Below are 23,311 nucleotides of genomic sequence, written 5' to 3' on the forward strand. Positions count from 1 at the left end.
CCTATTCGTTATCCCATGTGTCTTTCACAAAATGGAACGCGTCCCGGATGCCCGCAAGCCCGCATCCGCTCGCTTCCTCGATGCACAGCCAGTTGTCAAACCCGCTGCGCTTCAGATAGCGGAACATTTCGCGGTTGGGCGTCACGCCCTGTCCGATGGCGGTCGGCGAAAACTCGCCCAGCGCGCGCATATCGGTCACGTGGATGGTCTCGATCCGGTCCAGCACTTTGGGGGCGATTTCGAGCGGATCCGCACCGAACGCAGTCACGTTGCCGGTGTCAAAGTTCAGGCGGATCGAGGTGTCCTTGATTTTCTCATAGATCTCGAGAAACACGGACGGGTCAAACGTGAAATCGACCCGCGGCCACGCCCCCGGCTTGCCATGGTTTTCAAACAGCAGGCCGACGCCGTATTTCTCTCCCAGCGGCGCGATCCGGTGGAAATAGTCCGCCGTCCACGAAACGCCGTCCTCCCGCTTGAGTCCGGGGTGCGCCTGTCCTGCCAAAATGCGCAGATAGCGCACGCCCAGCTCGGACGCGAGCGCGATATCCGCTTGCAGGTATAAGAATTCGCGCTCCCGCTGCACGGGGTCGGGATGGGTGAAGTCCGTATAGGTCGTCATCATAATGATCGGCATGCCGATTTTGGCCAGCTCCTCCTTGAGCGCGTCCAAATAAACCGGCGTGCGGTTTTTAAGAAACATAATGCTGATATCGATGCCGTCAAAACCGATATCCTTGGCCGCCCGCGCCCACTGGGGCAGGCTCATGCGGCCCGAGCAGATCTCGTCGAACAGCGAGACCGGCAAACAACTGATTTGCATATATGCTGCCTCCTTTTTATCAATCTCCCACTGCCCCGTGCTTCCGCCTGCGGACGGGCAGCCGGATATGCGCCCCGGACTGCAGCATGACGACAAACAGCAGAAGCACGCCCGTGATGATCGACTGCCACCAGGAATTGAGGCTGCCCTGCAAATTGATCATATTGGATATAATCCCGATGATCAGAATGCCGATCATTGTGCCGCTCAGCCCGCCCTGGCCGCCGGAAAGCTGTGTGCCGCCGATGGCCGCTGCCGCGATTGCGTCCATTTCCCAGCCGTCGCACGAGACGGGTTGGCCCGCGCCCAGACGGGACGCCATGATTACGCCCGCCAGCCCGGCCATCAGTCCGCTCGCCGTATAGACCGCCAGCTTGACCCGCTCGGGCGGAATGCCCATCATGCGCGCGGCCTCCTCGTTTCCGCCGACCGCGAAAACATACCGTCCGGGCTTGGTCTTGCGGGAGATATACAGCCCCAGCAGAAAGACGAGAAGCAATATCCACACCGGTGCGGGAATCCCCAGGAAATAGCCCTGCGCGAGCAGCTTAAAATCCTTTTGCAGCGCGTTGTCCAGATGCACCGAAACGCCGTCCGTCATGACCAGCGCCGCGCCGCGCGCGGCCATCATCATGCCCAGCGTGGCGATAAACGGCGCGATGCGGAGCTTCGCGACCACCAGCCCGTTTATCAGACCCAGCGCTGTGCTCACCACGAGCGGCGCAAACACGGTCAGGGCAATGCTGCCTTTGGGGCTGAGCGTTGCCGCGATCACGCTGGACAGCGCCGCGATCGAGCCGACAGACAGGTCGATGCCCCCGGTTAGTATCACAAAGGTCATGCCTACCGCGATCAGGCCGATCATACTGCTCTGCCGCAGAATGTTGGTCAGATTTCCATATTGCAGGAATTGCGGGAACGCGAGCGAGGCGGCGGCACACAGTAGCACCAGCGCGGCCGGCGCGCCGTATTGCCGCAAAACCGCGCCGACAGGCCGTTTCTGTTTCATATCCTCCGCCTCCTTTCAGCGCTTCTTTTCCCGCTGCACATAAACCGCCGCAATGATGATCACCGCTTTGAAAATGCGGGAGTAGGCAAACGGGATATTGTTCATGTTGACCATGATGGAGATAAGCTGAATGATGAGCGCGCCAAACACCGTGCCCAGCATCCGCGCCTTGCCGCCCTCCATCGACGTACCGCCGATCGCGACCGCAGCGATCGCATCCATTTCTGCCAGCACGCCGATCGAATTGGGGTCGGCACAGCTCGCGCGCGAACTCTCGAACATCCCGGCGAGGCCGGCAAGCAGCGCGCTGATGACGTAAATTGCCAACACGACCCGCGTCGTGCGGACACCCGACAACCGGGACGCTTTTGCGTTTTCACCGATGCCCTGCACATAGTAGCCGAACGTGGTCTTTTTGACCAGAAACGCGATCACGGCAATCATGGCCGCCCACACAAAGAGCTGCACCGGCACCACGCCGCCCACGCGGTAGAGTCCGATCTTGGTAAAGCCGTTATTATAAAACACGATGGTGCCGCCCGCGTTCATCAGCTGCGCGATGCCGCGCCCCGCGATGAACAAAATCAGCGTGACGATAATCGGCTGGATTTTAAAATACGAAATCAGCAAGCCGTTGAACAGGCCGAGTACCAGCGCCGCCAACAGCGCCAGCGCGACCGCCGCCAGCGTGCCCGAGCCAACAGCGGGGACCTTGCCGGTCAGCACCATGCCGCTCATGACCGCCGAAATCGCCATGACTGATCCCACTGAAATATCAATCCCGCCCGAGGAAATCACCAGCACCATGCCGAGCGAGGTCAGCATGGTGGGCAGCACCTGAATGGTCAGATTCCAGAGCGTGCCCCAGGTGGCGAAATTTCGGTTGAGCGCAATATTGACCAGCACCAGCGCCAGAAATGCATAGACCGTACCATATTTCCGCAGGTGTGTGCCCAAGTCGGAAGACTTTCCTTTTCCCCGTTCCAGAGCCGCGCTTCCCGTCATATCACATTCCCCCTCCCGGCCCGGCGCTCTGCGCGATCATGTGCAGGATGCTTTGTTCCGTCAGCCCGTCGCCCTCCAGCTCGCCTACCGTGCGGCCGTCACGGATGACGACGACACGGTGGCAGTTGCGCACCAGTTCTTCCAGCTCCGAGGAGATCAGCAGCACGCTGATGCCGCGCGCCGATATTTGCTGGATCAGCGCCTCGATCTCGGATTTCGCGCCGATATCGATACCGCGCGTCGGTTCGTCCAAGATAATCAGCTGCGGCTCCATGCACAGCCACCGTGCGAGCAGCACCTTTTGCTGGTTTCCGCCCGACAGATTGCGGATGAGCTGCTCCGGACCCGGCGTTTTGATCGACAGGCTTTTCACATATGTTTCCACGATCTCCTTTTGTTTGCGGCTGCTCACCACGCCGCCGCGGGAGATGCGCGGCAAAATAGCCATCGTCATATTTTCCAGCACGGACATATGGGGGAATATCCCCTCGGCCTTGCGGTCCTCCGAGCAATAGGCTAGGCCCTTAGCGATTGCGTCGCGCGGCGCGCGAAAGCGGACTTCCCCGCCGTTGATTTGCAGTTCGCCCGTAAAATCCGCATTGTCGCCAAACACCACCTTTGCAAATTCCGTGCGCCCCGCGCCCAGCAGCCCCGCAAGCCCTAATATCTCGCCCTGCCGGATGGACACGCTGATGCCGCGCAGCTTTGTATGGTCAGACACCTGCCGCGCCTGCATGACCACCGCATGCTCATCGCCTGCAAAGCGCCCGTTTTTTCGTTTTAACACATCTTCCGCGTCCCGTCCGATCATGCGGGAGACCAGTTCGAGCTTGGTAAGCGATCCGACCGGGTCTTCGCTCACCAATTTGCCGTCTTTCAAAATTGTTACGGTGTCGCAAATCTCAAAGATCTCATCCAGACGGTGGCTGATGAAAATCATCGCCATCCCCTTTTCCCTGAGCTTCCGCATCTGCCGAAACAGGATCGCGACCTCTTTTTCGTCCAGCGACGATGTCGGTTCGTCCATGACGATCAGCTTGGCCTGCACGAAGATCGCGCGGGCGATCGCGACCATCTGCTGGATCGCCGTGCCGTAGCTGTTCAGCGGCCGCGTCACATCCGCCGAAACGCCCATTTCCTCCAGGATCGCCGCCGCGCCGCTATTGACCCGCTTCCAGTCGATCCCGATGCGGCTCATTGGTTCGCGGCCTAAGTATATGTTTTCCGCAACGCTTAAATAAGGGATCAAATTGATCTCCTGATAGATCGTGCTGATGCCCGCTTTCTGTGAATCCAGCGGGTTTGCAAAGGAGGCCGGCTTTCCGTCAAACAGTATTTCGCCCTCATCCTTGCGGTACAATCCGGTCAGCACCTTGATGAGCGTGGACTTTCCCGCGCCGTTTTCGCCCATCAACGCGTGGATCTCGCCCGGCTTCACATGAAAATCCACATGGTCCAACGCATGAACGCCGGGAAACTGTTTATCGATCTGCCGCATCTCCAGTAAATAGCTGCCTGCCATGCTGCCGCACCTCTTTTCAGGTGCGGGGGAAGCTTTTCCGCTTCCCCCGCTGCTGTCCGTCACTTGCACGCTCATGGTTTTAATATGCTTCCGGCAGGCACTCCTCGGCGTTATCAACCGTATACAGCTTGCCGGGGTTCGCGATATAGCCCTCCACCGTTTCGCCGGCTTCCAGTTTGTCAATGATGCTGAGCACGCTGTCCCCGAAGCGGGGGCTGCACAGCACGGAGCATTGCAGATCGCCGTCGATAATGGCCTGCAGCGCGTCTTTCTGGCCGTCGATACTGTAAACCATGATATCTTCGCCCGGCTTGAGCCCCGCGGCCTTGATCGCCTGCAGCGCGCCGATGGCGTTGTCGTCGTTGTGCGCATAAACGGCGTCGATCTCGTCGCCATACGCCTGGATCAGATTTTCCATAGCCTTCTGCGATTCGGCGCGGCTGAAATTGCCCACCTGCGACGCGATGATATTGACGTTGTCATAATTCGCGATCTGGTCGGCAAAGCCCTTGGCGCGGTCGATGGTCACCGAGCCGCCCGGCGTGCCGGTCAGCTCAACGACGTTGCAGCGCTCGTCTCCGAACTGCTCCTTGACATATTCGGCCACGGTCTTGCCCTCCCAGATGAAATCGCCGCAGTTGAGCACGGTGTAGTCCACGCCCGCCTCGCCGTTTACGCCGCGGTCGACCAGGATGACCGGAATGCCGGCCTCCATCGCCGCGTCCAGCGCCGGGTTAAGTCCCTCGGCCTCGCGCGGGGAAACCACCAGATAATCCGGCTTTTGCGCGATGATGTCCTCAATGTCCGACATTTGCTTGGCCGTGTCGTCCTGCGCGTCCGTATAGATGTAGGTATAGCCCGCCTGCTCGATTTTTTCTTTCATGTCGTTGGTCTGCACGACTTTCCAGTTATTCTGGTTGCCGCACTGGGAAAACGCAACGGTCAGCGCCTTGGCCCCGCCGTCCCCGCTGGCAGCCGCGCCGCCGTCGGGTTCGCCGCCGGAAACCGCCGGCTGGTCTGAGGTGCAGCCGGCGCAGGCTGCCGCCAGCATCGCCGCAGCAAGCAGAACCGCTAATACTTTCGACTTTTTCATCACAGATACCTCCTATTTTGTGGGTTTCCTCTTGTTTGAGTGTATGTTCATTATAAAAGGCGGCCGGCTCCTGTGGAATCAACTTAATTTTTGACTTGTTTCAGTTTTTTTCTCATTCCTCTGCTTTTTCTATAAACTGCTGCCGGTATTCCTTGGGGGAAAGATCGGTGTGTTTTTTGAAAAGCGTACTGAAATACGTCGGGTTGTCGTAGCCGACCGCCCCAGCGATCTCATAAGCTTTCAGGTCGGTTCTGCGCAGCAGATGCTTGGCGCGCTCCATGCGCAGCTCGGTCAGGTAGCTGATAAAGCTCCGCCCGCTCTCCTGCTTGAACAGGATGCTGAAATAGCAGGCCGACATGTGCACCTCGGCCGCAACGCTTTGCAGCGAGATCGTGTTTTCCGCATAATGCGCGTCGATATACTGCCTCGCGGCCTCAACCAGCGTGCGGTGCGCCGAGCCCTTCTGCCCCTGCACATAATCGCATACCGCGCCCAGCATGCGGCCGAGACCGTCGATCTGCTTTTGCAGGCTGCCCGCCACGATCACCTTGCGGTATTCCTCCGCCGGATCGGCAAACACCTCTTCAATGCGGATATCGAACTCCTCCAAAGCGCCGATGAGCTGGCTGTATGCCGCGGCGACAAACATCTGCCCGTACATCGTCGAATACCTGCCGCTTTCCCGGATGGTCTGCGTGATGCCGCCCATGCTGCGCTCGATCAGCCCGCGGTCGAACGTGCGCACACAGCTTGCAAAGTTGGCGATATCCGCCGCGACCCTGCCGTTGTCCTCCTGCGTTTTCCGGCGCAGCAGCGCATAGTCGAGCACAGTCGTTTCGTCGCTCAGGTAATCGTAGCGCATCACGGCTTGGCAGTGTGCATAGGCGGTTTGCAGCTTTTCTAAGCCCTCGGCGACCCCGTCCGTCGCGCAAAGGAACGGGTATTCGTTCGTAAGCGCCTCGTCACGGCGCATGGCGGCGCAGATCTCCTGCATCCGGCTCGCGGCCTGCTGCGCGCTGTCCCCGGCGAGCACCATGGTCACGCGGCCCTCCCCGGCCGACGGCTCGAAAAATTCCGTTTCACCCGCGCAGCTCCGCACCAGACCGGCAAACTGCTGAAAATACTCCTGTAATTCCGCCTCCTCGAACGTATCCTTTGCCAGACGGTAGCCCAGAATGCCGACGATCATGCACGCGTACTGCTCCCGTCCGCAAAGCCCCGCGCAGCGCTGCCGCTCCGCTCCGTCCTCCAATCCTTTCTGCCGGTGCAGCACCTCGGAAAACAGCCGCTGCCGCTCGGCCTGCTGCGTCCGTGCCTGTTCCGCCCGGAATTTCTCTGCGATCCCGCCCAGCATCTGATCCATATAGCCCAAATCGATTGGCTTGAGCACATAGTCCAGCACGCCGATCTTAACCGCTTGTTTGGCATACTCAAATTCGTCATAGCAGGTCAGCAGGATGACGCGTGTCCCCGCGTCCTCCCGCAGCACGGCTTCGGCGAGCTGCAGGCCGTCCAGAAACGGCATACAGATATCCGTGATGATCAGGTCGGGCCGCCGTTGACGGAACAGCTCGAGCGCCTGTTCCCCGTCCTCTGCGGCTCCGACGATCTCCATGCCGTGCGCTTTCCAGTCGATAGCGCTTTGCAGGCCCTCGCGGATCAAATATTCGTCATCTGCCAGCAGTACTTTCATCATTTGCCTCCTCCCGCCGGATGGGCAGCGTGATGCGGAACCGGCTCCCTTTTCCCCATCCGCTTTCCACCGAAATCCCGTATTGCGGCCCAAACATGATCTGAATGCGTTCATTTACATTGACGATGCCGTAACTGTCGACCTTTGGGCCCTGCCCGTTTCGCAATGTGTTTCGCAGCGCCTCCACCTTTTCCTCCGGCATACCCACGCCGTTGTCCGTCACGTCGATCTCCAGCAGCTCCCCTTGCCTGCGCGCCCGCACCGAAAGATGGCAGGCGCCGCGCTTGAGCTTCATGCCGTGATAGATCGCGTTCTCAATCAGCGGCTGCAGCACCAGCTTGGGCAGCAGGCAGCCCTCTATTTCGGGCTCGGCTAAGATCTCGTGCGTGAATTTGTCTTTATACCGGATGTTTTGGATAATAAGGTAATTGCGCGCATGTTCAAGCTCCTCGCGCACCGTTATCGTTTCGCGGCCGCGGCTCAGGCCGATTTTCAAAAAGCGCGTCAGCGCCATGACCATCTCGATCGCGCCGTCGCGGTTGCCCGCGCGGATCATCCAGATGATCGAATCCAGCGTGTTATAGAGAAAATGCGGCTTGATCTGCGCCTGCAGCGCTTTTAGCTCGGCCAGCCGCAGCTTGCGCTGGCTCTCCATTTCATGCTCCATGGATACCTGCACCGTTGCGATCATGGTGTTGAAGCTGCGCGCCAATGCGCCGAGCTCGTCCGGCCGTTCGGGCACGGCGCGCACGGCAAGGTCGCCCCGCTCGACCTGCTGCATCTTCCGGTCGAGCATCAGGATGGGGCGCACCACGGTCTGCGCGCACCAGTAGGCCATCAAAAGCGCGGTCACGGCAACCAGCAGCACGACGCAGCACACGACCTGCGTGATGGAAATGATATTCTGCGCCAGCTCCCGGCCCGGCGTAACGCAGACGATCTTCCACCCGTTTGTCTTTAGCTGCTTTTCGATCTTGAGATCCTCAAACAGGGATTGCCGCTCCTCCGCGTTATATGCGCGCGACAAGCGGCCGTTCAGTTCGTCCACCGAAAGCGTTTCCGGGCCGATCACCACTTTGCCCGCCGCATCCTGGATACACATGAACCCGTTTTCGCTGATACGCGTATTCAAAAACGCGCGTACCCGCGCCACCTCCAGCTCGACGACCGCCGCGCCCTTATATTCACCGCTGCCCAGTTCCTTAACCGGCGTGACCGTGGTAATGAGCGGCTCGCCAGTCGTCACCGCAAAATGCGAGCCCTCGCCGGACAGCAGCCAGATGGCCTCCCCGCTCTCCCGCGCCTGCGCAAAATAAGGGCTGTCCTCCATATGCTCGCTGACGAACGAATAATACTTGGATTTCGCCGCGATGCCGTTTTCCGAGAAAAAATACATGGCAAACAGGCTGTCGTTATACTGGTTAAGCTCGGAAAGATAGGCGTCCAGCTCAAAACGGTCGCTGAATTGATCCTTATACTGCGAATACTCCGTCCGCATGACCGACTGTACCCGGTAGTCCCTGCTGATCGTCCGGGCGGCCGCGGTCATGTTCGCCAGCAGGTTGTCCAGCTCGTTGGCTGTTTTGTCGACAAGCTGTTCGCTCGTCGTCACGGCCATGCGCATCACATGATGGTAGGAAACCACGCAGACCGCCGCCGACACCACGATCGTTGAAATGAGCGAAAACGCCAAAAAGATGAGAAATAGCCGTTTTCTTAAAGAATGCTGGCGCATGGTATCCCCTTTCTGTCCCAAAGAAAAAAGCTGCCCGCGCAGAAATTCTTTCCTGATGGCAGAGCAGCTTTTGTCCGTATTTAATTCCTCGGTACAAACGCGAACGGGCGGATGGGCGAGCCCGAACCGTTTTTGATTTTCAGCGGCGTTGCGATAAAGTAGCACCGAACCGGCAGCTTGTCCAGATTTTGCAGCTCTTCCATAATCAAAATGTGATTAGGGAGCCAGTGCACATGGTGGCCGTAGGACTCCATTTCCTCGCCCGCGATGACCGGCGTGTCGCACGCGATCGTATCGCTGCCCACCGCGCGCACCCTGCGTTCGGCAAACAGCCGCACCGCGTCTTCCGCAAGGCCGGGCTCATTTTTCGCATAAAACTTCCAGTCGCCGCTTGTCGTCCAATACTGGAACCAATGGAAATCCATCAGCACGATCTCGCCCTCGCCAGCCGCGTCACCCATCTCCTCTTCGAGGCGCAGGATCTGATCCGCCGTGATGCGCTGCCCCGGTTTTGCGTTCAAGCGGTGCATCGGGTAGGTAACCGCCGGCGCGCACAGGTAGTCCGGCGGATACACTTCGATCGTGCTTTCCATCATGGACGAAACCTGATGTGCGGGCGCGTCGACATGCGCTCCCGTATGCTCGCCCATAAAGACTGTCTGGCAATAGTAGCCGTCGTGCTTCCAGTTGACCGTGGGCTGGATGACCAGCGGCGGGTGGGTCGGCCATCTGGGAATATCGTTCTCCAGAACCGGCGACAGATCGACTGCCTCGCACTGTGTGAGCAGCTCCCGCAAAGACGTTATCAAATCCGGCATTAAACACCCCTCCTAAGCTTTCTGTACCGCTATTATACAAAAAGCTGCGGATAAAAAAATTCGATATTTTTTTAAATCCTTTCGTCTTTTTTCGGGATTGCCGGATATAGGCGCTTGTCCGGAAACGCTGTAATTTCATTATAGTGGTTTCCCTGTGGCAAGACAATATGGTAAAAGCAAAAAGCCCTTTCCTTTTCCTCCCAGAAAAGGGCTTGCAAAAAAACGGCGGTTGTGCTAATATCAGTAACAGGGAATGAGGTTCTCCCTTGGCTCTGCCTAAACTGCTTTTGATAAAGCTGATGACTTCTGCAACGGTGTGATTGCAGGGGCATCAGCTTTTTTTGTCCCTGCACGAAAGGGGTTTTTTTTATGTTATTCAGTCTTGCGCTCATTTTCTTATGTGGGATGCTGCTGGGCGGGCTTTTCAGCAAACTCAGGCTGCCCCCGCTGCTTGGCATGCTGCTAACCGGCATCGTCCTTGGACCCTATATGCTCAATGCGCTGGATGCATCCATTTTATCTATTTCCGCGGATCTCCGGCAAATCGCCCTCATTATAATCTTAACGCGCGCAGGCCTTAATCTGGACATTCAGGATTTGAAAAAAGTAGGCCGGCCGGCAGTTTTGATGTGCTTTGTCCCCGCCTGCTTTGAGATTGCGGGCATGCTGCTGCTCGCTCCCCGCCTTTTGGGCCTGAGCCTGCTGGACAGCGCCATCCTCGGCACGGTGATCGCAGCGGTCTCGCCCGCTGTTGTCGTACCAAAAATGCTAAAGCTGATGGACGAGGGATATGGAACCGGTCAAAGCATCCCGCAGCTCATTATGGCCGGCGCATCGGTAGACGATGTGTTTGTCATCGTGCTTTTCACTTCGTTCACCGGTCTTGCCGCAAGCGGTAGCTTTTCCGGCCTTGAGCTGCTTAAAATACCGACCTCGATCGTGCTGGGCGTGGCTGCCGGCATTATTTGCGGCCTGCTGCTGGCTTTGTTGTTCCGCAGGATCCATATGCGGGACAGCCTGAAAGTGCTCATCATTTTAAGCGTTTCCTTTTTGCTTGTCTCTCTTGAACATGCGGTCACCGGCATCATCGGCTTTTCCGGGCTGCTGGCCGTCATGAGCATGGGCATCACCATACAAAAGGCCCGGCAGGTGGTGGCGGCGCGGCTTTCCGTCAAATACAGCAAGCTCTGGGTCGCAGCCGAGCTGCTGCTTTTTGTTCTGGTCGGCGCAACGGTCGACCTGCAATATGCGCTCGCCTCCGGCGTTTCGGCTATCCTGCTGATTTTGGGCGTGTTGGTTTTCCGTATGGCCGGCGTCGCCGTCTGCCTGATCAAAACGTCCATGCGCGCCAAAGAACGAACGTTTTGTATGATCGCCTATACACCCAAAGCCACGGTGCAGGCGGCAATCGGTTCCATCCCGCTTTCCATGGGGCTTTCCTGCGGCAATATCGTTTTGACTGTCGCGGTCACGGCGATTTTACTCACCGCCCCATTGGGTGCGCTGGCCGTCGACCTGACCTATAAAAAGCTGCTTTCAAAAAAGGAACGGACATAGCCGCAAAAAGAAAAAACCCGCAAGTTTGCGGGTTTTTTCTTATAATGCCGTACCTTGCTTGGGAATAAAAAAGGGGCGCATATCCGCCTTTTCCAGCCTTAGCAATTGCACTTTTTTATCAAGTCCGCCCGCATATCCTGTCAGGCTGCCGTTTGTTCCGATTACCCGGTGGCAGGGAACGATTATTGAAATCCTGTTATGGCTCACAGCACCGCCGACCGCTTGCGCCGACATCGATTCCAGCCCTCTTTTTGCCGCCAGCCGCTTAGCTATTTCCCCATAGGTCATGGTTTTTCCGTATGGAATGGAACAAAGAATTTCCCATACCTCTTTCTGAAACGCTGTCCCCTGAAAATGAAGCGGCACGGTGAAATCCGGTTCTTTGCCCGAAAAGTAGCTATCCAGCCAGTTTTTCGCCGTTTCAAACAGGGGGACTTCTGTTTTCTGATGCTGTGCATCCATATGTGCGGCAAAATATTTTTGCCCTTCAAACCATAGGCCTGTCAAACCGGTATCCTCTGCCGCTAAAAGAATATTTCCGATCGGGGAGCGATACTCGCTAAATTCTACTACAAGCACCTCCCAAAACGTATTTCTTAAAACAATTATAACATTAATGCTCGTAGTTGTATAGATTTGCAATACCATTGAGGCACTCCGCAGTACACAATTCAATTCACATTATCTCACATAATAAATTCTGCGTAAGATGGAGTATTCTGCTGTATCATGCTAAAATATGTGTAAAGCCGAGCCTTTTTGCAAAGGTTCGGCTTTTGCGTTTGTAGCCTTGTTCAGGATTTCCCTGCAGGGCCAATTTTCGAGTGTTCGCGTCAAGCTGTTGGAGAGGAGGTGGTCATATAAGAAAAAATTTAGAGACGGGTGAAATAATTCACTGGAAGAAATCTACACAAACCGAAAGTAAGCGGCAAAAGAAAAAAGAGCGTATCCAACAGGCTTTTTCTAACGCAGCCAATGTGGAGGTTATCCCGGCTACGGAATCCAAGTTGACAAATGATAACGCCATATTGCGTGTTGCGGCCTACTGCCGTGTCAGCACCTACGAAGAGGCTCAGGCTGGAAGTTTTGAGCTGCAGGTGCAGCACTATAAGGAGATGATTGAGCAAAACCCGAAATGGGAGTTGGCTGGAATATATGCGGATGAAGGCGTTTCTGCTACATCTATGCACAGACGCGTGCAGTTTCTGCGTATGATTGAGGATTGCCGTTCCGGGAAAATAGACTTAATTATTACCAAGGGTGTAAATCGTTTTGCGCGTAATACAAGAGACTGTCTTGATGTAGTCAGACAACTCAAGCTGCTGCATCCACCTGTGGGTGTGCTTTTTGAAACCGAAAATCTAAATACCCTTGAGAGTAAAAATGAGTTTACTTTGGGGGTTATGAGTTTGGTAGCACAGGGTGAGAGCGAGCAGAAAAGCGCTGCAATCACATGGTCTATCATTGAACGTTTTAAAAAAGGTATCCCCATTATTTCCACACATAATCTGCTTGGTTTCGACAAGGATTCCTTTGGACAGATTGTGATCGTGGAAGAAGAAGCAAATATTATCCGCTATATTTATGACAGCTACATGGATGGCTCGAACGCTCGTGAAATTGCGCAATCTCTTACAGACGCACGCATTCCCACTATAATGGGAAACCCTGTGTGGAAAGGCAGTACCATTCTTCGTATTTTAAAAAACGAAAAGTATTGCGGTGATGTGTTGATGCAAAAAACATTTACCGTTGATTGCTTTACACACCAAAAGATGAAAAACACCGGACAACGCCCTCAGTATCTCCTGAAGGGTGGTATTCCAGCCATTATACCCAAAGCCAGATGGCTAGCTACACAGGAACTGTTAAAAGAGCGTCGTTTCTCCAAAAAACCGACTAAAAAACCAGATGTCGGTGTATTTGTCAGACGGGTAAAAACTGGTGCTTTGCAAGGATTTATTTATATCAATCCAAGCTGGAGCAAAAAAGAAATTGCTCAGGTACTTGAAAAATTATTGCAAAAGAGGTAGTAAAAATGTTTGATCAGATGAATTTTGAGGATTTTTGTTTTGAAATTATTGATGTTTCTGTCACGGGCACTCCTGATGTTCATATCACGCAAAATGGCATTACTTTTACCCTCAAGTGTATTGAGGATATGGGGTATCCTCAATACATTACCCCTATGATTGATGTCAAAAATAGAGCATTTGCTATTAGAGCTTGCAAGGCGGATAACGAACACGCTATACGCTTTTCAAAGCCAAAAGGGGAACAAAAGCGGGCCATCGTTACATCATTTAGTGTCATTCACAGAATGATACGCGGCGTTATGGGTGAGCAATGGCAACCGAAGAATCGCTATCACATTACTGGAACTTGGTATGCAGACGCGAAAGCTATGATATTCAATTTGAATGCGGCCAAAGAGTTGCCCCCATTTTTAAAACCGGGAGTTACTCCAGCAGATAAATAAACGAATTTAATTGAGAATGGCGGCAATTTGGAAATGCATTTTGCCTCCATTTTTCACGGTCACCCTAAATACCCCACAAATTTATAGTAAATATCTGCCCGCTGGCTCCTGTTTCCATCCTCGTCCACCGTTTTCTCATGCACCACGATCTACGCTATGTCAAAATGCTCTAGCGAAAGCGTCACGAATAAACACCCGGTTTTCAGCAGCATAAACACCAAATAAACACCAGACCGAAAAGTGGTATTTTTCAAACCGTTCAAAAAGTACGAAAAACCCGCCGATCCATAAGGAAAGGCGGGTTTTCTTGGAGCTTGCGGCCGGACTCGAACCGGCGACCTGCGCATTACGAATGCGCTGCTCTACCAACTGAGCCACGCAAGCAATTGAAAATTGTCAGCCTAGATATTGTACCATGGTTTCCCGGCCTCGTCAATCTTTTTTTGAAGTTTTTCTTGACTTTTCCTCCACGTCCTATATAATAGTAGGGTATCCTTGCTCATATCAAAGGATATGGGCCACAAGTCCAAAAGGAGGTGCTAATTTATGGCAAAGATCACTGGCAAGTATGAGACAATCTTCATTGTCAACCCCACGCTGGAAGAGACCGCTGCTACCGCTGTTGCGGACAAGTTCAAGGCGCTCGTCGAGGCGAACGGCACGAACGTTGAGGTCGAAGACTGGGGCAAGCGCAAGCTCGCTTACCCGATCCAGGACCAGACCGAGGGCTACTACACACTCGTCCGTTTTGAGTCCAAGCCGGAGTTCCCGGCCGAGCTCGACCGTGTCTACAAGATCACGGACGGCCTGATGCGTTCGCTCATCGTCTGCCTGGACGACTAAGGCAGGTGCAAAGAAATGCTGAATAAAGCAATTCTGATGGGCCGCCTCACCCGCGACCCCGAGCTGCGCCATACCCAATCGAACATGGCGGTATGCTCTTTCTCGCTCGCGATCGACCGTGGCCGCAAGGACCAGAACGGCGAACGCCAGACCGACTTCATCGACTGTGTCGCATGGGGCCGTCAGGCGGAGTTCGTCGCACAGTGGTTCACAAAGGGCGCGATGGCGATCGTTGTCGGCCGCATCCAGTCCCGCCGCTGGCAGGACCAGAACGGCAACAACCGCACGGCCATCGAGGTCAATTGCGACGAAGTGTCTTTCGGCGAAACCAGAAAGTCCCGTGAAGCCAACCAAGGCTTTTCCGGCGGCTTTGGCGACGACTCGCAGCTTCGGCCCGAGCCCGCCGCGTCCCAGGTAGCCCCTGCATTCGATCTGCCGGCCGGCGATTCGGATTTTCAGGAGCTCGCTGACGACGACGGCGACGTCCCATTCTAATAAGGAGGTATGTGACAATGGAAGAGACCAAAAAGGAATACACGCCCCGTCCGGAGCGTTCTGAGCGTCCCCAGCGCGGCCGCCGCCGCAGAAAGGTATGCTCTTTCTGTGTCGACAAGATCGACTGCGTGGACTATAAGGACATTGCGAAGCTTCGCAAGTATATGTCTGAGCGCGGCAAGATCCTGCCCCGCCGCATGACCGGCGCCTGCGCCCGCCATCAGCGCCAGCTGACCGAGGCGATCAAGCGTGCCCGTCACATCGCGCTGCTGCCCTACACGGCGGAATAAGCGCAAATTTTCAAACAATAGGATACAAAAAAAGCCGTCCCCTTGAGGGGACGGTTCTTTTTTACGCTTTTTACAGTTCTTTCATCCACAGGCCGTGCAAATTGCAGTATTCAAACACCGCCTGCGGCTTCTCATCGTGCAGGCAGAAGACCGCTTCAGGCTTGCCGGTATGCGGCAGTTCGCGGCGGTAAACGCCCTTGTCGGTCACGAGGATAATGAACGCGATGTGGTGATCGTCGCCCATCGGATGGGTGACCTCGCCCACACAGGCATGCACCTTATTGCCCTCGACCTTGACCACGGGCACGTGCTTTTCCTGTGCCGCGTCGGTCGAGCCGGCCTGCATGAGCTTCATCGGCTCGCCGCAGCAGACCACCGGAACACCGTGATCCTCGACCATTTCGATAATGTTGCCGCAGTGCATACATTTGTAAAGCTTCAGTTCCATAAAAACATTCTCCTTTCTTGGCTTGCGCGGTTAGTATCCCCGCTTGCCGTCCAAAATATCATCGTGATAGATCCAATCGCGCACCGGAACTTCATCATATGTATCATTATCGCGCCGAATAACCACTTTTTCAATGCCTGCGTTGATGATCATGCGCTTGCACATGGTGCAGGAGTTTGCGTCGTTCATGATCTCTCCCGTGCGCATGTCCCGGCCGACCAAGTACAGCGTCGCCCCGAGCATCTGCTCGCGCGGCGCGGCGATGATCGCGTTGGCCTCGGCGTGCACCGAGCGGCAGAACTCATAGCGTTCGCCGCGCGGGATGCCCATTTTTTCGCGGATGCAGGTACCAAGGTCGATGCAGTTTTCCCGACCGCGGGGCGCGCCCGTATAGCCGGTGGACACGATCACGTCGTTTTTGACGATGACCGCGCCAAAATTGCGCCGGAGGCACGTGCCCCGTTCGAGCGCCACCTGCGCCAGATCCAGATAATAATTCGTTTTGTCGCGTCGCTCCATAGTGGTTGCCTCCTATATGTCTTAAATTTTAAGAAAACAGCCGTCCGTGCTCCAGCCGGAGCCGCCGTTCGGCGCGGCACGCCGCCGCCGGGTCGTGCGTGATGAGCACGACTGTGTTGCCTTTTTGATGCAGTGCTTCGAGCAGGTCGAGCACGTCGGACGCGGCGCTGGGGTCAAGCCCGGCGGTGGGCTCGTCCGCAAGCAGCACGCGCGGCTCGGTCACAATCGCGCGCGCGACCGCTACCCGCTGCTGTTGGCCGCCCGAAAGCTGTCCCGGCTTGTGGCGCGCCCTGTGCGACAGGCCGACCGCCGCGAGCGCCTTTTCCGCGCGGCAAAGCCGCTCCGGACGCACGACGCCCTGCAAAAGCAGCGGTAGCGCAACGTTTTCGAGCGCGTTCATGCCCTCGACCAGTTGAAACCGCTGAAACACAAACCCGATTTTCTGTCCGCGAAGCGTCGACAGCTCGCGCGCAGACAGGTGCGAAACGTCCTCGCCGTCCAGCAAATAGGTGCCGGCCGACGGGGTATCGAGCAGGCCGAGCACGTGCATGAGCGTCGATTTTCCCGACCCGGACGCGCCCACGATGGACACGAATTCCCCGCGCCGCGCTGTGAAATCCACATCATACAGCGCCTGCACGCCGCTCTTATCATATATTTTACTCGCATGGATGAGCTTTATCAAGGCTTTTCCCCTCCTTTTTTCAGTTTGGGGAAACATGCCTGCAATTATGCAAAAAGCCTTTCCATTTGGAAAGGCTTTTTGGCTTAAAGCGTGGGCAAATTCTTTTTCCACGCGCCGGTCTTATAGAAAAATGCGGACAATCCCGTGCCGAGAAACCAGCCGAGCGGCCATGCGAGCCAGATGCCTGTCTCGCACAGGAACGGAAACAGGATCACCGACAGCGCCACGCGGATGATGAGGTCGGAAAAGGTCGTCACCATAAAGGGGCGCATCGCGCCCGCGCCGCGAAGCACGCTGTCGCACACGAATTTAACGCAGATGAGCATATAGAACGGTACGACGATGAACAAAAACTGCCGTCCGACCGCGACGACCGCCGGGCTCGCCTTGCCGACGAACAGCTCAATGAGCTGCGAGGCCAGCGGCAGGTAAACAGCGGTGAACACCGCGCCCAGACCGATCGAAAATTTTGCGCCCGCCCGAAATCCAAGGGGGACGCGGTCAAGCTTGCGCGCGCCGATGTTCTGCGCCACAAAGCTCGAAAGGCCGGATGCGAACGACAGGCAGCACGTCAGCGAGAACGAATTGAGTTTGACGACTGCCGAATACCCTGCGATGACCGCCGGGCCGCATAGGTTGATATAATACTGGATAATCACGTTGCCGACCGACACAAAGCTCTGCTGTGCGATGGACGGCAGCGCAAAATTGGTCAGCCGCCGCAGCATATCAAAGGAAAACAGCAGAAAATGCCCGCCCGTTTCAAACGAGTGCATGCGCCGCAAAAGCAATGCGAGCGCAATGACCGACGCGCCGCCCTGCGCGATAAAGGTCGCCCAGGCGACGCCCGCCACGCCCCAGTGGAAGCCCGCAACGAACAGCAGATCCAGCCCGATATTAACCACCGAGGAAAGCACCAGCAACACGAGCGGCGTGCGGCTGTCGCCCATGGCGTTGAACACGCCGGTGCACACGTTATACAAGAACAAAAACAGTACGCCGAACACGTACACCCGCAGGTACAGGCTGCCGTCCGTAAAAATATCGGCCGGGGTCTGCAAGGCGGCCATCATGCCATCGCACGCGATAATGCCGATGAGCGTCAGCACGGCCGCGATCGCCACTGTGGCGAGCAGCGAGGTCGACACTGCGCTCTTCATGCGCAGATAACGTTTGCCGCCAAAAAGCTGGCTGACCAGCACACTCGTACCAATGTTGACGCCGGTCGCCACCGCGACGAACAGCATGGTGATCGGGTAGCTCGCGCCGACCGCCGCGAGCGCGAGCTCGCCTGCAAAGCGCCCTGCGATGATCGAGTCGGCCATTTGGTAAAGCTGCTGGAACGCGACGCTTAAGAGCAGCGGGATCGAGAACCAAAACAGCTTTTTTGAGGGCGAGCCCTCGGTTAAATCAGTGGTCAAAATCAGTCACCTTCCGTGAAAAAGTCCAAAAGGGAGCCGCGTGCGGAAAACCCGCACGCGGCACAGGCCTTTTACTTTGATGTTTACGCTTTCTTTTTATTCTTTCCCCACAGCACCACCATGAGCACCGCCATCAGCACCGCGCCCACGCCGAGCGCGACAAAGCCGTTGCCCGCAATGCCGCCCACGAGATAGCCCACAAAGCACACCACTGCTACCAGCAGCGCATAGGGCATCTGGGTAGCCACATGGTCGATATGGTTGCACTGCGCGCCAGCAGACGCCAGAATAGTCGTATCCGATATCGGGGAAACATGGTCGCCGCAAACCGCGCCCGCCAGGCACGCCGCAACTGTCTGCACCAGCATCGGGCTCATCACATCGCCGAACACCGCGATGATGATCGGGATCAGGATGCCGAACGTACCCCAGCTCGTGCCCGTGGCAAAGGCAAGACCCAGAGCGATCAGGAAGATGATCGCAGGCATCAGCATGGCCACCATCGAATCACCGCTGATGACGCTCGACACATAGCCGCCGATGTTGAGATAATCGCCCGAGCACACGCCGGAAAGCGTCCACGCCAGCGTCAGGATGAGCAGGGCGGGCACCATCGCGCGGAAGCCCTCGGTGAAGCTCTCGCAGAACTGGCCGAACGTCAGGATCTTGCGCGGCAGGTAGAGCAGCGCGGTCACGATCAGCGTCGTGAACGAGCCGAGCACGAGCGAGGTCGAGGAATCGCAGCCCGCGAACGCGTCGACGATGGACGCACCCTCGAGGATGCCGCCCGTGTACAGCATGCCGGCGATGCACAGCACGATCAGCGTCGCGATCGGGATGATGAGATCGCGCACCTTGCCCGCGCCCGCGACCACGTGCGTCTCCTCCAGATGCTCGAGATCGTCCTTCTCATGGTTTTTCTGATATCTGGCCATCGGGCCGAAATCAATGTTGCTCGCCATCAGAAAAGCGAGAAAAGCGAGCGTCAAAAGCGCGTAAAGGTTAAACGGGATGGTCTGCAAAAAGAGCTGGAACCCATCCAGCTTGCTGCCCTCGGGCAAAGACGACAGCACGGCCGCCGCCCAGCTTGAAACCGGCGCGATGATGCACACGGGCGCGGCGGTCGCGTCAATGATATACGCAAGCTTGGCGCGCGAAATCCGGTGCTTGTCGGTCACCGGGCGCATGACCGTGCCCACGGTCAGGCAGTTGAAATAATCGTCCACAAAAATGAATACGCCGAGGAACGACGTGGCAAACGATGCGCCGCGGCGGCTCTTGATCGCGCTCACAGCCCATTCGCCGTACGCCCTGGACGCGCCCGACTTGGTGACGAGCGAGACCAGAATGCCCAGCAGCACCAGAAAGATACAAATGTTGATATTGCCGCCCAGCTTGCCGCCCATGACCTCGAACGTCGTCTCGATCGCATGCAGCGGATTGAAATTCGCGTACAGCATCGCGCCCGTGAGAATGCCGATCATCAGCGAGGAGTAGACCTCCTTGGTGATGAGCGCCAGCGCAATCGCGATAATTGGCGGCAAAAGCGTCCATACGGTTGCTTCCATATCCTTTTTCCCCCTTTTTCCTTGCCGCGGATCCGTCCGCACCGTCCCGCAGCTTGTCTTTTTATTTTACATGTATTTCCCTTCGTTTACAAGGGCAATTTCGCGCCCGCAGCGCGGAAAATCGCGGTTTTGTGCAATCTGTGCGGTGCGGGCGCGGCGGGGCGCGCGGTTTTGTCCAATCTACCGCCCGAGGGTCCCCCGGTAGCGTTTCCATTCGGCGAGCACCTCGCCCGAAAGCGCCAAAACGCCCAAAACATTAGGCAGCGCCATCAGGCCGTTGAACGTGTCCGAGATCTCCCACGCGAGCGAGAGCTCCATCGTGCAGCCGACGACCGTCATGCCGACGAACAGGAATTTATAAAGCGGCACAAACCGTTCGCCGAACAGGTATTCCATGCCGCGCTGCCCGTAATACGACCAGCCCAAAAGCGTTGAAAATGCGAACAAAACCAGCGAAAGCGACACAAATCCGCCGCCCCACGCGCCGAACACGGTCGAAAATGCAGAGGCGGTGAGCCGTGCACCGGTTGCAAGCGAGGCCATGAGGGGCGTGCCCGCCGCGAGGCCGTACCGCGCCGGGTCGTATACACCGCTCGACAGGATGACGAGAGCAGTCACCGTGCACATGACGATCGTGTCGAAAAACACCTCGAACACCGCCCACATGCCCTGCTCGCACGGCTCCTTCACATCGGCCGCCGCGTGCACCATGACCGACGAGCCCAGCCCCGCCTCATTGGAGAACACGCCGCGCGAGATGCCGCACTGCACCGCCTGCATGACCCCATAGCCCGCAACGCCCGACACGCCTGCGCGAAGCCCGAACGCCCCGCCCATAATCTCTACGAACGCCGCCGGTACCGCCGCGCGGTGCAGCACCAGCACCGCAACCGCGCCGCCCATATAAAACAGCGCCATAAACGGCACCAGCTTTTCCGTGACCGACGCGATGCGCGAAAGCCCGCCCAGCATGACCGCGCCCAGGCACACGGCGGTCACAAGCCCGGTGGCGAGTGGCGGCACGCCGAACGAGCCGGAAAGCCCCTGCGCAATCGAGTTGCACTGGCTCATGTTGCCGATGCCGAACGACGCCAGCACGCAGAACAGCGAAAAAAGGCCTGCCAGCAGCGGACTGCCGAGGCCGTTTTTCAAATACAGCATCGGCCCTCCGCGCCATTTTCCATCCGGCCCGCGCTCGCGGTATTTCACGCCCAGCACGTTTTCCGCGAACGCGGTCATCATGCCGAAAAAGGCGGAGACCCACATCCAGAACACCGCGCCCGGCCCACCGAGCGTCAGCGCGGTCGCCACGCCCGCGATGTTGCCCGTGCCCACGGTCGCGGCGAGCGCGGTGCACATCGAGCCGAACTGCGAAATGCCGCCCGCGCCGGTTTTTTCGCGCGCTTTTCCGGTAAAGCAGGAGAAAATCGTCTTTTTTAGCCACAGCGGCAGGCGGCGGAGCTGGAAAAACCCCGTCCGCACGGTGAAATACACGCCCGCGCCCAGCAGCAATACCAGCATCGGCGGCCCCCACACCGCTGTGCGCACCACGTCGTTGACTGTTTTAAGCCATTCCAATTTCAGCACACATCCTTTCGCAAAAGGATATGCTTGACTTTGCGCGTTTTTTCCTATATACTCCTTTTACAACGAAAGAACAGACAGTTCGGAACCATCCTGTCTCAAAACAAAACTAGGCGATCCCCGGCCGTGCGGCGCGGGGGCTTTGTTGTGATGGTGCGCCCATTTAGGGCTCGCCTTATTTTTTTGCCCAAAGGAGTTTCGTTATGGCGGATTTGACGCGTTATTCGGTCATTGAGGATAAAAACCCGCGAGAGATCGTGCTGCTGCGCGGACGAGGCTGCGCGTGGAAGCGCTGCCGCTTTTGCGATTACCATCTGGACGCGAGCGCGGACGAGGCTGCAAACCTCGCGCTGAACCGCGCGGCGCTCTCGCAGGTGACCGGGCGCTTCTCGCGGCTCGAGGCCATCAATTCTGGTTCGTTTGCCGAGCTGCACGAATCGACCGTCGCGCTCCTTTCGGATACCTGCCGGCAAACGGGCATCCGCGACCTACACATCGAGAGCCACTGGCTGTTCCGGGACACGCTGCCCGCGCTGCGGGAGCGCTTTGCCGCCGAAGGCGTGCGGCTGCACGTCAAGCTCGGCGTGGAGACGTTCGACGCGGACTACCGCGAGCGCGTGCTCGACAAAGGCATCGGCGAAGCCGACCCCGCCAAGATCGCCGCGGCGTTCGACGACTGCTGCCTGCTGTTCGGCCTTGCCGGGCAGACCGCGGACAGCATGGCGCGCGACATCGAGACCGGGCTCTCGTATTTCGACCGCGTATGCGTCAACCTCATGGTTGAAAACTCAACTGCGGTCAAGCCGGACAAGGCCGCCCGCGCGGCGTTCCTGCAAACGGTCTATCCCCGCTACCGGGACGACCCGCGCGTCGATATTTTGCTGGACAACACCGATTTTGGCGTAGGAGGGCTTACAAATGATCCCCAATGAACTTTTGCTCGCGGCGGCGGTCGTCGTGCTGTACGGCGCGGTGCTGCTGTGGTTCCGGCTGTTTGGAGAGACCGGGTTATTCGCGTTCACCGTGTTCGCCACGATCGCGGCCAACATCGAGGTGCTTATCCTGGTCGACGCGTTCGGCATGGAGATGACGCTCGGCAACATCCTGTTTGCGACCACGTTCCTCGTCACCGATATTTTAAGCGAGACCCACGGCAAGAAATCCGCGCAAAAGGCCGTGCATCTCGGCATCCTGACAAGCGCGCTGTTCATCCTCGTTTCGCAGTCGTGGCTGCTGTACACGCCCGCGGCGAGCGACTGGGTCTCGCCCGCCATGCGGGGCGTGTTCGCGAACACGCCCCGCATGATGCTGGCCTCGCTCGCGGTATACGCGGCCGCGCAGGTGTTCGACGTGTGGCTCTATCACAAATGGTGGGCGCTGACCGCCGCGAAAAGCGGCGACAGCCGCAAATTCCTCTGGCTTCGGAACAATGGCTCGACGCTGATTTCTCAGCTCTTAAACGCCGTTCTGTTCACCCTTTTCGCCTTTTACGGCGCCTACGGCTTCCGGACGCTCCTCTCCATCGCGCTTTCGAGCTATGTGATCTTTATCGCCACCTCGCTGCTCGACACCCCGGCCGTCTATCTGGCGCGCCGCATCCACGAGCGGAAAACCCGCAAAGCCTGAGGCAGCCGAAAGCGCCGCAAATACGGATTAAACGATATGCGGCGCGTTTATTATAAGGTGAAGTGAAACCCCACTGCGTCGATGATATTTTACATTAA

24 protein-coding genes, 1 tRNA gene and 1 riboswitch are annotated in these 23,311 nt (G+C 57.1%); of the genes, 8 read left to right on the forward strand and 17 right to left on the reverse strand.

The features are described 5' to 3' along the window. Nucleotide 1: 1 nt before the first annotated feature. The 8 genes from SO058_RS07070 to SO058_RS07105 form a co-directional block, all read right to left on the reverse strand. Complete coding sequence (locus SO058_RS07070) at nucleotides 2–823, reverse strand: sugar phosphate isomerase/epimerase family protein (protein WP_320842290.1); 822 nt, start codon at nucleotides 821–823, stop codon at nucleotides 2–4. Nucleotides 824–842: 19 nt separating this feature from the next. After that, a complete protein-coding gene (locus SO058_RS07075; protein ID WP_320842291.1) occupies nucleotides 843–1,832 on the reverse strand; it encodes an ABC transporter permease in 990 nt (329 codons plus the stop codon). 15 nt (nucleotides 1,833–1,847) lie between these two features. Then, entirely contained in the window at nucleotides 1,848–2,837 is a 990-nt protein-coding gene (locus SO058_RS07080) for an ABC transporter permease (protein ID WP_320842292.1), read from the reverse strand. Between the two features lies 1 nt (nucleotide 2,838). Then, the gene (locus SO058_RS07085; protein WP_320842293.1) at nucleotides 2,839–4,359 is read right to left on the reverse strand and encodes a sugar ABC transporter ATP-binding protein; all 1,521 of its coding nucleotides are present in this window, start codon (nucleotides 4,357–4,359) and stop codon (nucleotides 2,839–2,841) included. 79 nt (nucleotides 4,360–4,438) lie between these two features. Further along, a complete protein-coding gene (locus SO058_RS07090) occupies nucleotides 4,439–5,452 on the reverse strand; it encodes an ABC transporter substrate-binding protein (protein WP_320842294.1) in 1,014 nt (337 codons plus the stop codon). A 112-nt stretch (nucleotides 5,453–5,564) separates the two neighbouring features. After that, on the reverse strand, nucleotides 5,565–7,148 hold the full coding sequence (locus tag SO058_RS07095; RefSeq protein ID WP_320842295.1) for a response regulator transcription factor: 1,584 nt from the start codon (nucleotides 7,146–7,148) through the stop codon (nucleotides 5,565–5,567). Continuing rightward, nucleotides 7,123–8,880, reverse strand: a complete 1,758-nt coding sequence (locus SO058_RS07100) for a cache domain-containing sensor histidine kinase (protein WP_320842296.1) — start codon at nucleotides 8,878–8,880, stop codon at nucleotides 7,123–7,125. Before SO058_RS07100 ends, SO058_RS07095 begins: the two co-directional genes overlap by 26 nt. Nucleotides 8,881–8,960: 80 nt before the next feature. Further along, complete coding sequence (locus SO058_RS07105; protein ID WP_320842297.1) at nucleotides 8,961–9,698, reverse strand: cyclase family protein; 738 nt, start codon at nucleotides 9,696–9,698, stop codon at nucleotides 8,961–8,963. 240 nt (nucleotides 9,699–9,938) lie between these two features. Further along, nucleotides 9,939–10,014: riboswitch (Fluoride riboswitch) on the forward strand. Nucleotides 10,015–10,067: 53 nt separating this feature from the next. Between SO058_RS07105 and SO058_RS07110 the strand changes: the two genes are divergently transcribed. Beyond that, nucleotides 10,068–11,255: a cation:proton antiporter gene (locus SO058_RS07110; RefSeq protein ID WP_320842298.1), complete on the forward strand. Its 1,188-nt coding sequence runs from the start codon at nucleotides 10,068–10,070 to the stop codon at nucleotides 11,253–11,255. A gap of 39 nt (nucleotides 11,256–11,294) precedes the next feature. On the opposite strand, the gene SO058_RS07115 is transcribed toward SO058_RS07110, so the two are convergent. Beyond that, nucleotides 11,295–11,903 (reverse strand): methylated-DNA--[protein]-cysteine S-methyltransferase, encoded by a 609-nt coding sequence (locus SO058_RS07115; RefSeq protein ID WP_320842299.1) that lies wholly within the window; start codon nucleotides 11,901–11,903, stop codon nucleotides 11,295–11,297. 176 nt (nucleotides 11,904–12,079) lie between these two features. Here SO058_RS07115 and SO058_RS07120 point away from each other — a divergent pair, with 176 nt between their 5' ends. After that, complete coding sequence (locus SO058_RS07120; RefSeq protein ID WP_320842300.1) at nucleotides 12,080–13,288, forward strand: recombinase family protein; 1,209 nt, start codon at nucleotides 12,080–12,082, stop codon at nucleotides 13,286–13,288. Between the two features lie 5 nt (nucleotides 13,289–13,293). Further along, nucleotides 13,294–13,734, forward strand: a complete 441-nt coding sequence (locus SO058_RS07125; protein WP_320842301.1) for a hypothetical protein — start codon at nucleotides 13,294–13,296, stop codon at nucleotides 13,732–13,734. Nucleotides 13,735–13,793: 59 nt separating this feature from the next. Here SO058_RS07125 and SO058_RS11120 read toward each other — a convergent pair whose 3' ends face one another. Next, the gene (locus SO058_RS11120; protein ID WP_442872237.1) at nucleotides 13,794–13,880 is read right to left on the reverse strand and encodes a DUF4368 domain-containing protein; all 87 of its coding nucleotides are present in this window, start codon (nucleotides 13,878–13,880) and stop codon (nucleotides 13,794–13,796) included. A 162-nt stretch (nucleotides 13,881–14,042) separates the two neighbouring features. Continuing rightward, nucleotides 14,043–14,118, reverse strand: a tRNA-Thr gene (locus SO058_RS07130). 162 nt (nucleotides 14,119–14,280) lie between these two features. On the opposite strand from SO058_RS07130, the gene rpsF reads away from it, so the two are divergent. From rpsF to rpsR, 3 genes are read left to right on the forward strand one after another with little or no spacing between them, the layout of a single operon-like run. Then, nucleotides 14,281–14,577, forward strand: coding sequence for a 30S ribosomal protein S6 (rpsF, locus tag SO058_RS07135; RefSeq protein ID WP_320842302.1), 297 nt, complete (start codon nucleotides 14,281–14,283; stop codon nucleotides 14,575–14,577). A 15-nt stretch (nucleotides 14,578–14,592) separates the two neighbouring features. Next, complete coding sequence (locus tag SO058_RS07140) at nucleotides 14,593–15,072, forward strand: single-stranded DNA-binding protein (RefSeq protein WP_320842303.1); 480 nt, start codon at nucleotides 14,593–14,595, stop codon at nucleotides 15,070–15,072. A 17-nt stretch (nucleotides 15,073–15,089) separates the two neighbouring features. Then, nucleotides 15,090–15,362: a 30S ribosomal protein S18 gene (gene rpsR / locus SO058_RS07145; protein ID WP_320842304.1), complete on the forward strand. Its 273-nt coding sequence runs from the start codon at nucleotides 15,090–15,092 to the stop codon at nucleotides 15,360–15,362. A 70-nt stretch (nucleotides 15,363–15,432) separates the two neighbouring features. On the opposite strand, the gene SO058_RS07150 is transcribed toward rpsR, so the two are convergent. The 6 genes from SO058_RS07150 to SO058_RS07175 form a co-directional block, all read right to left on the reverse strand. Then, nucleotides 15,433–15,810 carry a desulfoferrodoxin family protein gene (locus tag SO058_RS07150; RefSeq protein ID WP_320842305.1) on the reverse strand — a complete coding sequence of 126 codons (378 nt, stop codon included), beginning with the start codon at nucleotides 15,808–15,810 and terminating at the stop codon, nucleotides 15,433–15,435. 30 nt (nucleotides 15,811–15,840) lie between these two features. Further along, nucleotides 15,841–16,329 carry a deoxycytidylate deaminase gene (locus SO058_RS07155; protein ID WP_320842306.1) on the reverse strand — a complete coding sequence of 163 codons (489 nt, stop codon included), beginning with the start codon at nucleotides 16,327–16,329 and terminating at the stop codon, nucleotides 15,841–15,843. 28 nt (nucleotides 16,330–16,357) lie between these two features. Beyond that, on the reverse strand, nucleotides 16,358–17,014 hold the full coding sequence (locus SO058_RS07160; RefSeq protein WP_320842307.1) for an ABC transporter ATP-binding protein: 657 nt from the start codon (nucleotides 17,012–17,014) through the stop codon (nucleotides 16,358–16,360). Nucleotides 17,015–17,097: 83 nt separating this feature from the next. Continuing rightward, nucleotides 17,098–18,435, reverse strand: a complete 1,338-nt coding sequence (locus SO058_RS07165; protein ID WP_320842308.1) for an MATE family efflux transporter — start codon at nucleotides 18,433–18,435, stop codon at nucleotides 17,098–17,100. An 83-nt stretch (nucleotides 18,436–18,518) separates the two neighbouring features. Continuing rightward, nucleotides 18,519–20,003 (reverse strand): Na+/H+ antiporter NhaC family protein, encoded by a 1,485-nt coding sequence (locus tag SO058_RS07170; RefSeq protein WP_320842309.1) that lies wholly within the window; start codon nucleotides 20,001–20,003, stop codon nucleotides 18,519–18,521. Nucleotides 20,004–20,183: 180 nt separating this feature from the next. Further along, entirely contained in the window at nucleotides 20,184–21,581 is a 1,398-nt protein-coding gene (locus SO058_RS07175; RefSeq protein WP_320842310.1) for an alanine/glycine:cation symporter family protein, read from the reverse strand. Nucleotides 21,582–21,790: 209 nt separating this feature from the next. On the opposite strand from SO058_RS07175, the gene SO058_RS07180 reads away from it, so the two are divergent. Continuing rightward, nucleotides 21,791–22,519, forward strand: a complete 729-nt coding sequence (locus SO058_RS07180) for a radical SAM protein (RefSeq protein WP_320842311.1) — start codon at nucleotides 21,791–21,793, stop codon at nucleotides 22,517–22,519. Next, nucleotides 22,506–23,213 carry a queuosine precursor transporter gene (locus tag SO058_RS07185; protein ID WP_442872236.1) on the forward strand — a complete coding sequence of 236 codons (708 nt, stop codon included), beginning with the start codon at nucleotides 22,506–22,508 and terminating at the stop codon, nucleotides 23,211–23,213. Before SO058_RS07180 ends, SO058_RS07185 begins: the two co-directional genes overlap by 14 nt. Nucleotides 23,214–23,311 lie beyond the last annotated feature (98 nt).

It is taken from the genome of Agathobaculum sp. (assembly GCF_034098985.1).
Lineage (GTDB): Bacteria > Bacillota > Clostridia > Oscillospirales > Butyricicoccaceae > Agathobaculum.

Coding starts and splice junctions, on each gene's coding strand:
- SO058_RS07070 (WP_320842290.1), bottom strand. CDS start 823: ATGCAAATCAGTTGTTTGCCGGTCTCGCTGTTCGACGAGATCTGCTCG.
- SO058_RS07075 (WP_320842291.1), bottom strand. CDS start 1,832: ATGAAACAGAAACGGCCTGTCGGCGCGGTTTTGCGGCAATACGGCGCG.
- SO058_RS07080 (WP_320842292.1), bottom strand. CDS start 2,837: ATGACGGGAAGCGCGGCTCTGGAACGGGGAAAAGGAAAGTCTTCCGAC.
- SO058_RS07085 (WP_320842293.1), bottom strand. CDS start 4,359: ATGGCAGGCAGCTATTTACTGGAGATGCGGCAGATCGATAAACAGTTT.
- SO058_RS07090 (WP_320842294.1), bottom strand. CDS start 5,452: ATGAAAAAGTCGAAAGTATTAGCGGTTCTGCTTGCTGCGGCGATGCTG.
- SO058_RS07095 (WP_320842295.1), bottom strand. CDS start 7,148: ATGATGAAAGTACTGCTGGCAGATGACGAATATTTGATCCGCGAGGGC.
- SO058_RS07100 (WP_320842296.1), bottom strand. CDS start 8,880: ATGCGCCAGCATTCTTTAAGAAAACGGCTATTTCTCATCTTTTTGGCG.
- SO058_RS07105 (WP_320842297.1), bottom strand. CDS start 9,698: ATGCCGGATTTGATAACGTCTTTGCGGGAGCTGCTCACACAGTGCGAG.
- SO058_RS07110 (WP_320842298.1), top strand. CDS start 10,068: ATGTTATTCAGTCTTGCGCTCATTTTCTTATGTGGGATGCTGCTGGGC.
- SO058_RS07115 (WP_320842299.1), bottom strand. CDS start 11,903: ATGGTATTGCAAATCTATACAACTACGAGCATTAATGTTATAATTGTT.
- SO058_RS07125 (WP_320842301.1), top strand. CDS start 13,294: ATGTTTGATCAGATGAATTTTGAGGATTTTTGTTTTGAAATTATTGAT.
- rpsF (WP_320842302.1), top strand. CDS start 14,281: ATGGCAAAGATCACTGGCAAGTATGAGACAATCTTCATTGTCAACCCC.
- SO058_RS07140 (WP_320842303.1), top strand. CDS start 14,593: ATGCTGAATAAAGCAATTCTGATGGGCCGCCTCACCCGCGACCCCGAG.
- rpsR (WP_320842304.1), top strand. CDS start 15,090: ATGGAAGAGACCAAAAAGGAATACACGCCCCGTCCGGAGCGTTCTGAG.
- SO058_RS07150 (WP_320842305.1), bottom strand. CDS start 15,810: ATGGAACTGAAGCTTTACAAATGTATGCACTGCGGCAACATTATCGAA.
- SO058_RS07155 (WP_320842306.1), bottom strand. CDS start 16,329: ATGGAGCGACGCGACAAAACGAATTATTATCTGGATCTGGCGCAGGTG.
- SO058_RS07170 (WP_320842309.1), bottom strand. CDS start 20,003: ATGGAAGCAACCGTATGGACGCTTTTGCCGCCAATTATCGCGATTGCG.
- SO058_RS07180 (WP_320842311.1), top strand. CDS start 21,791: ATGGCGGATTTGACGCGTTATTCGGTCATTGAGGATAAAAACCCGCGA.
- SO058_RS07185 (WP_442872236.1), top strand. CDS start 22,506: ATGATCCCCAATGAACTTTTGCTCGCGGCGGCGGTCGTCGTGCTGTAC.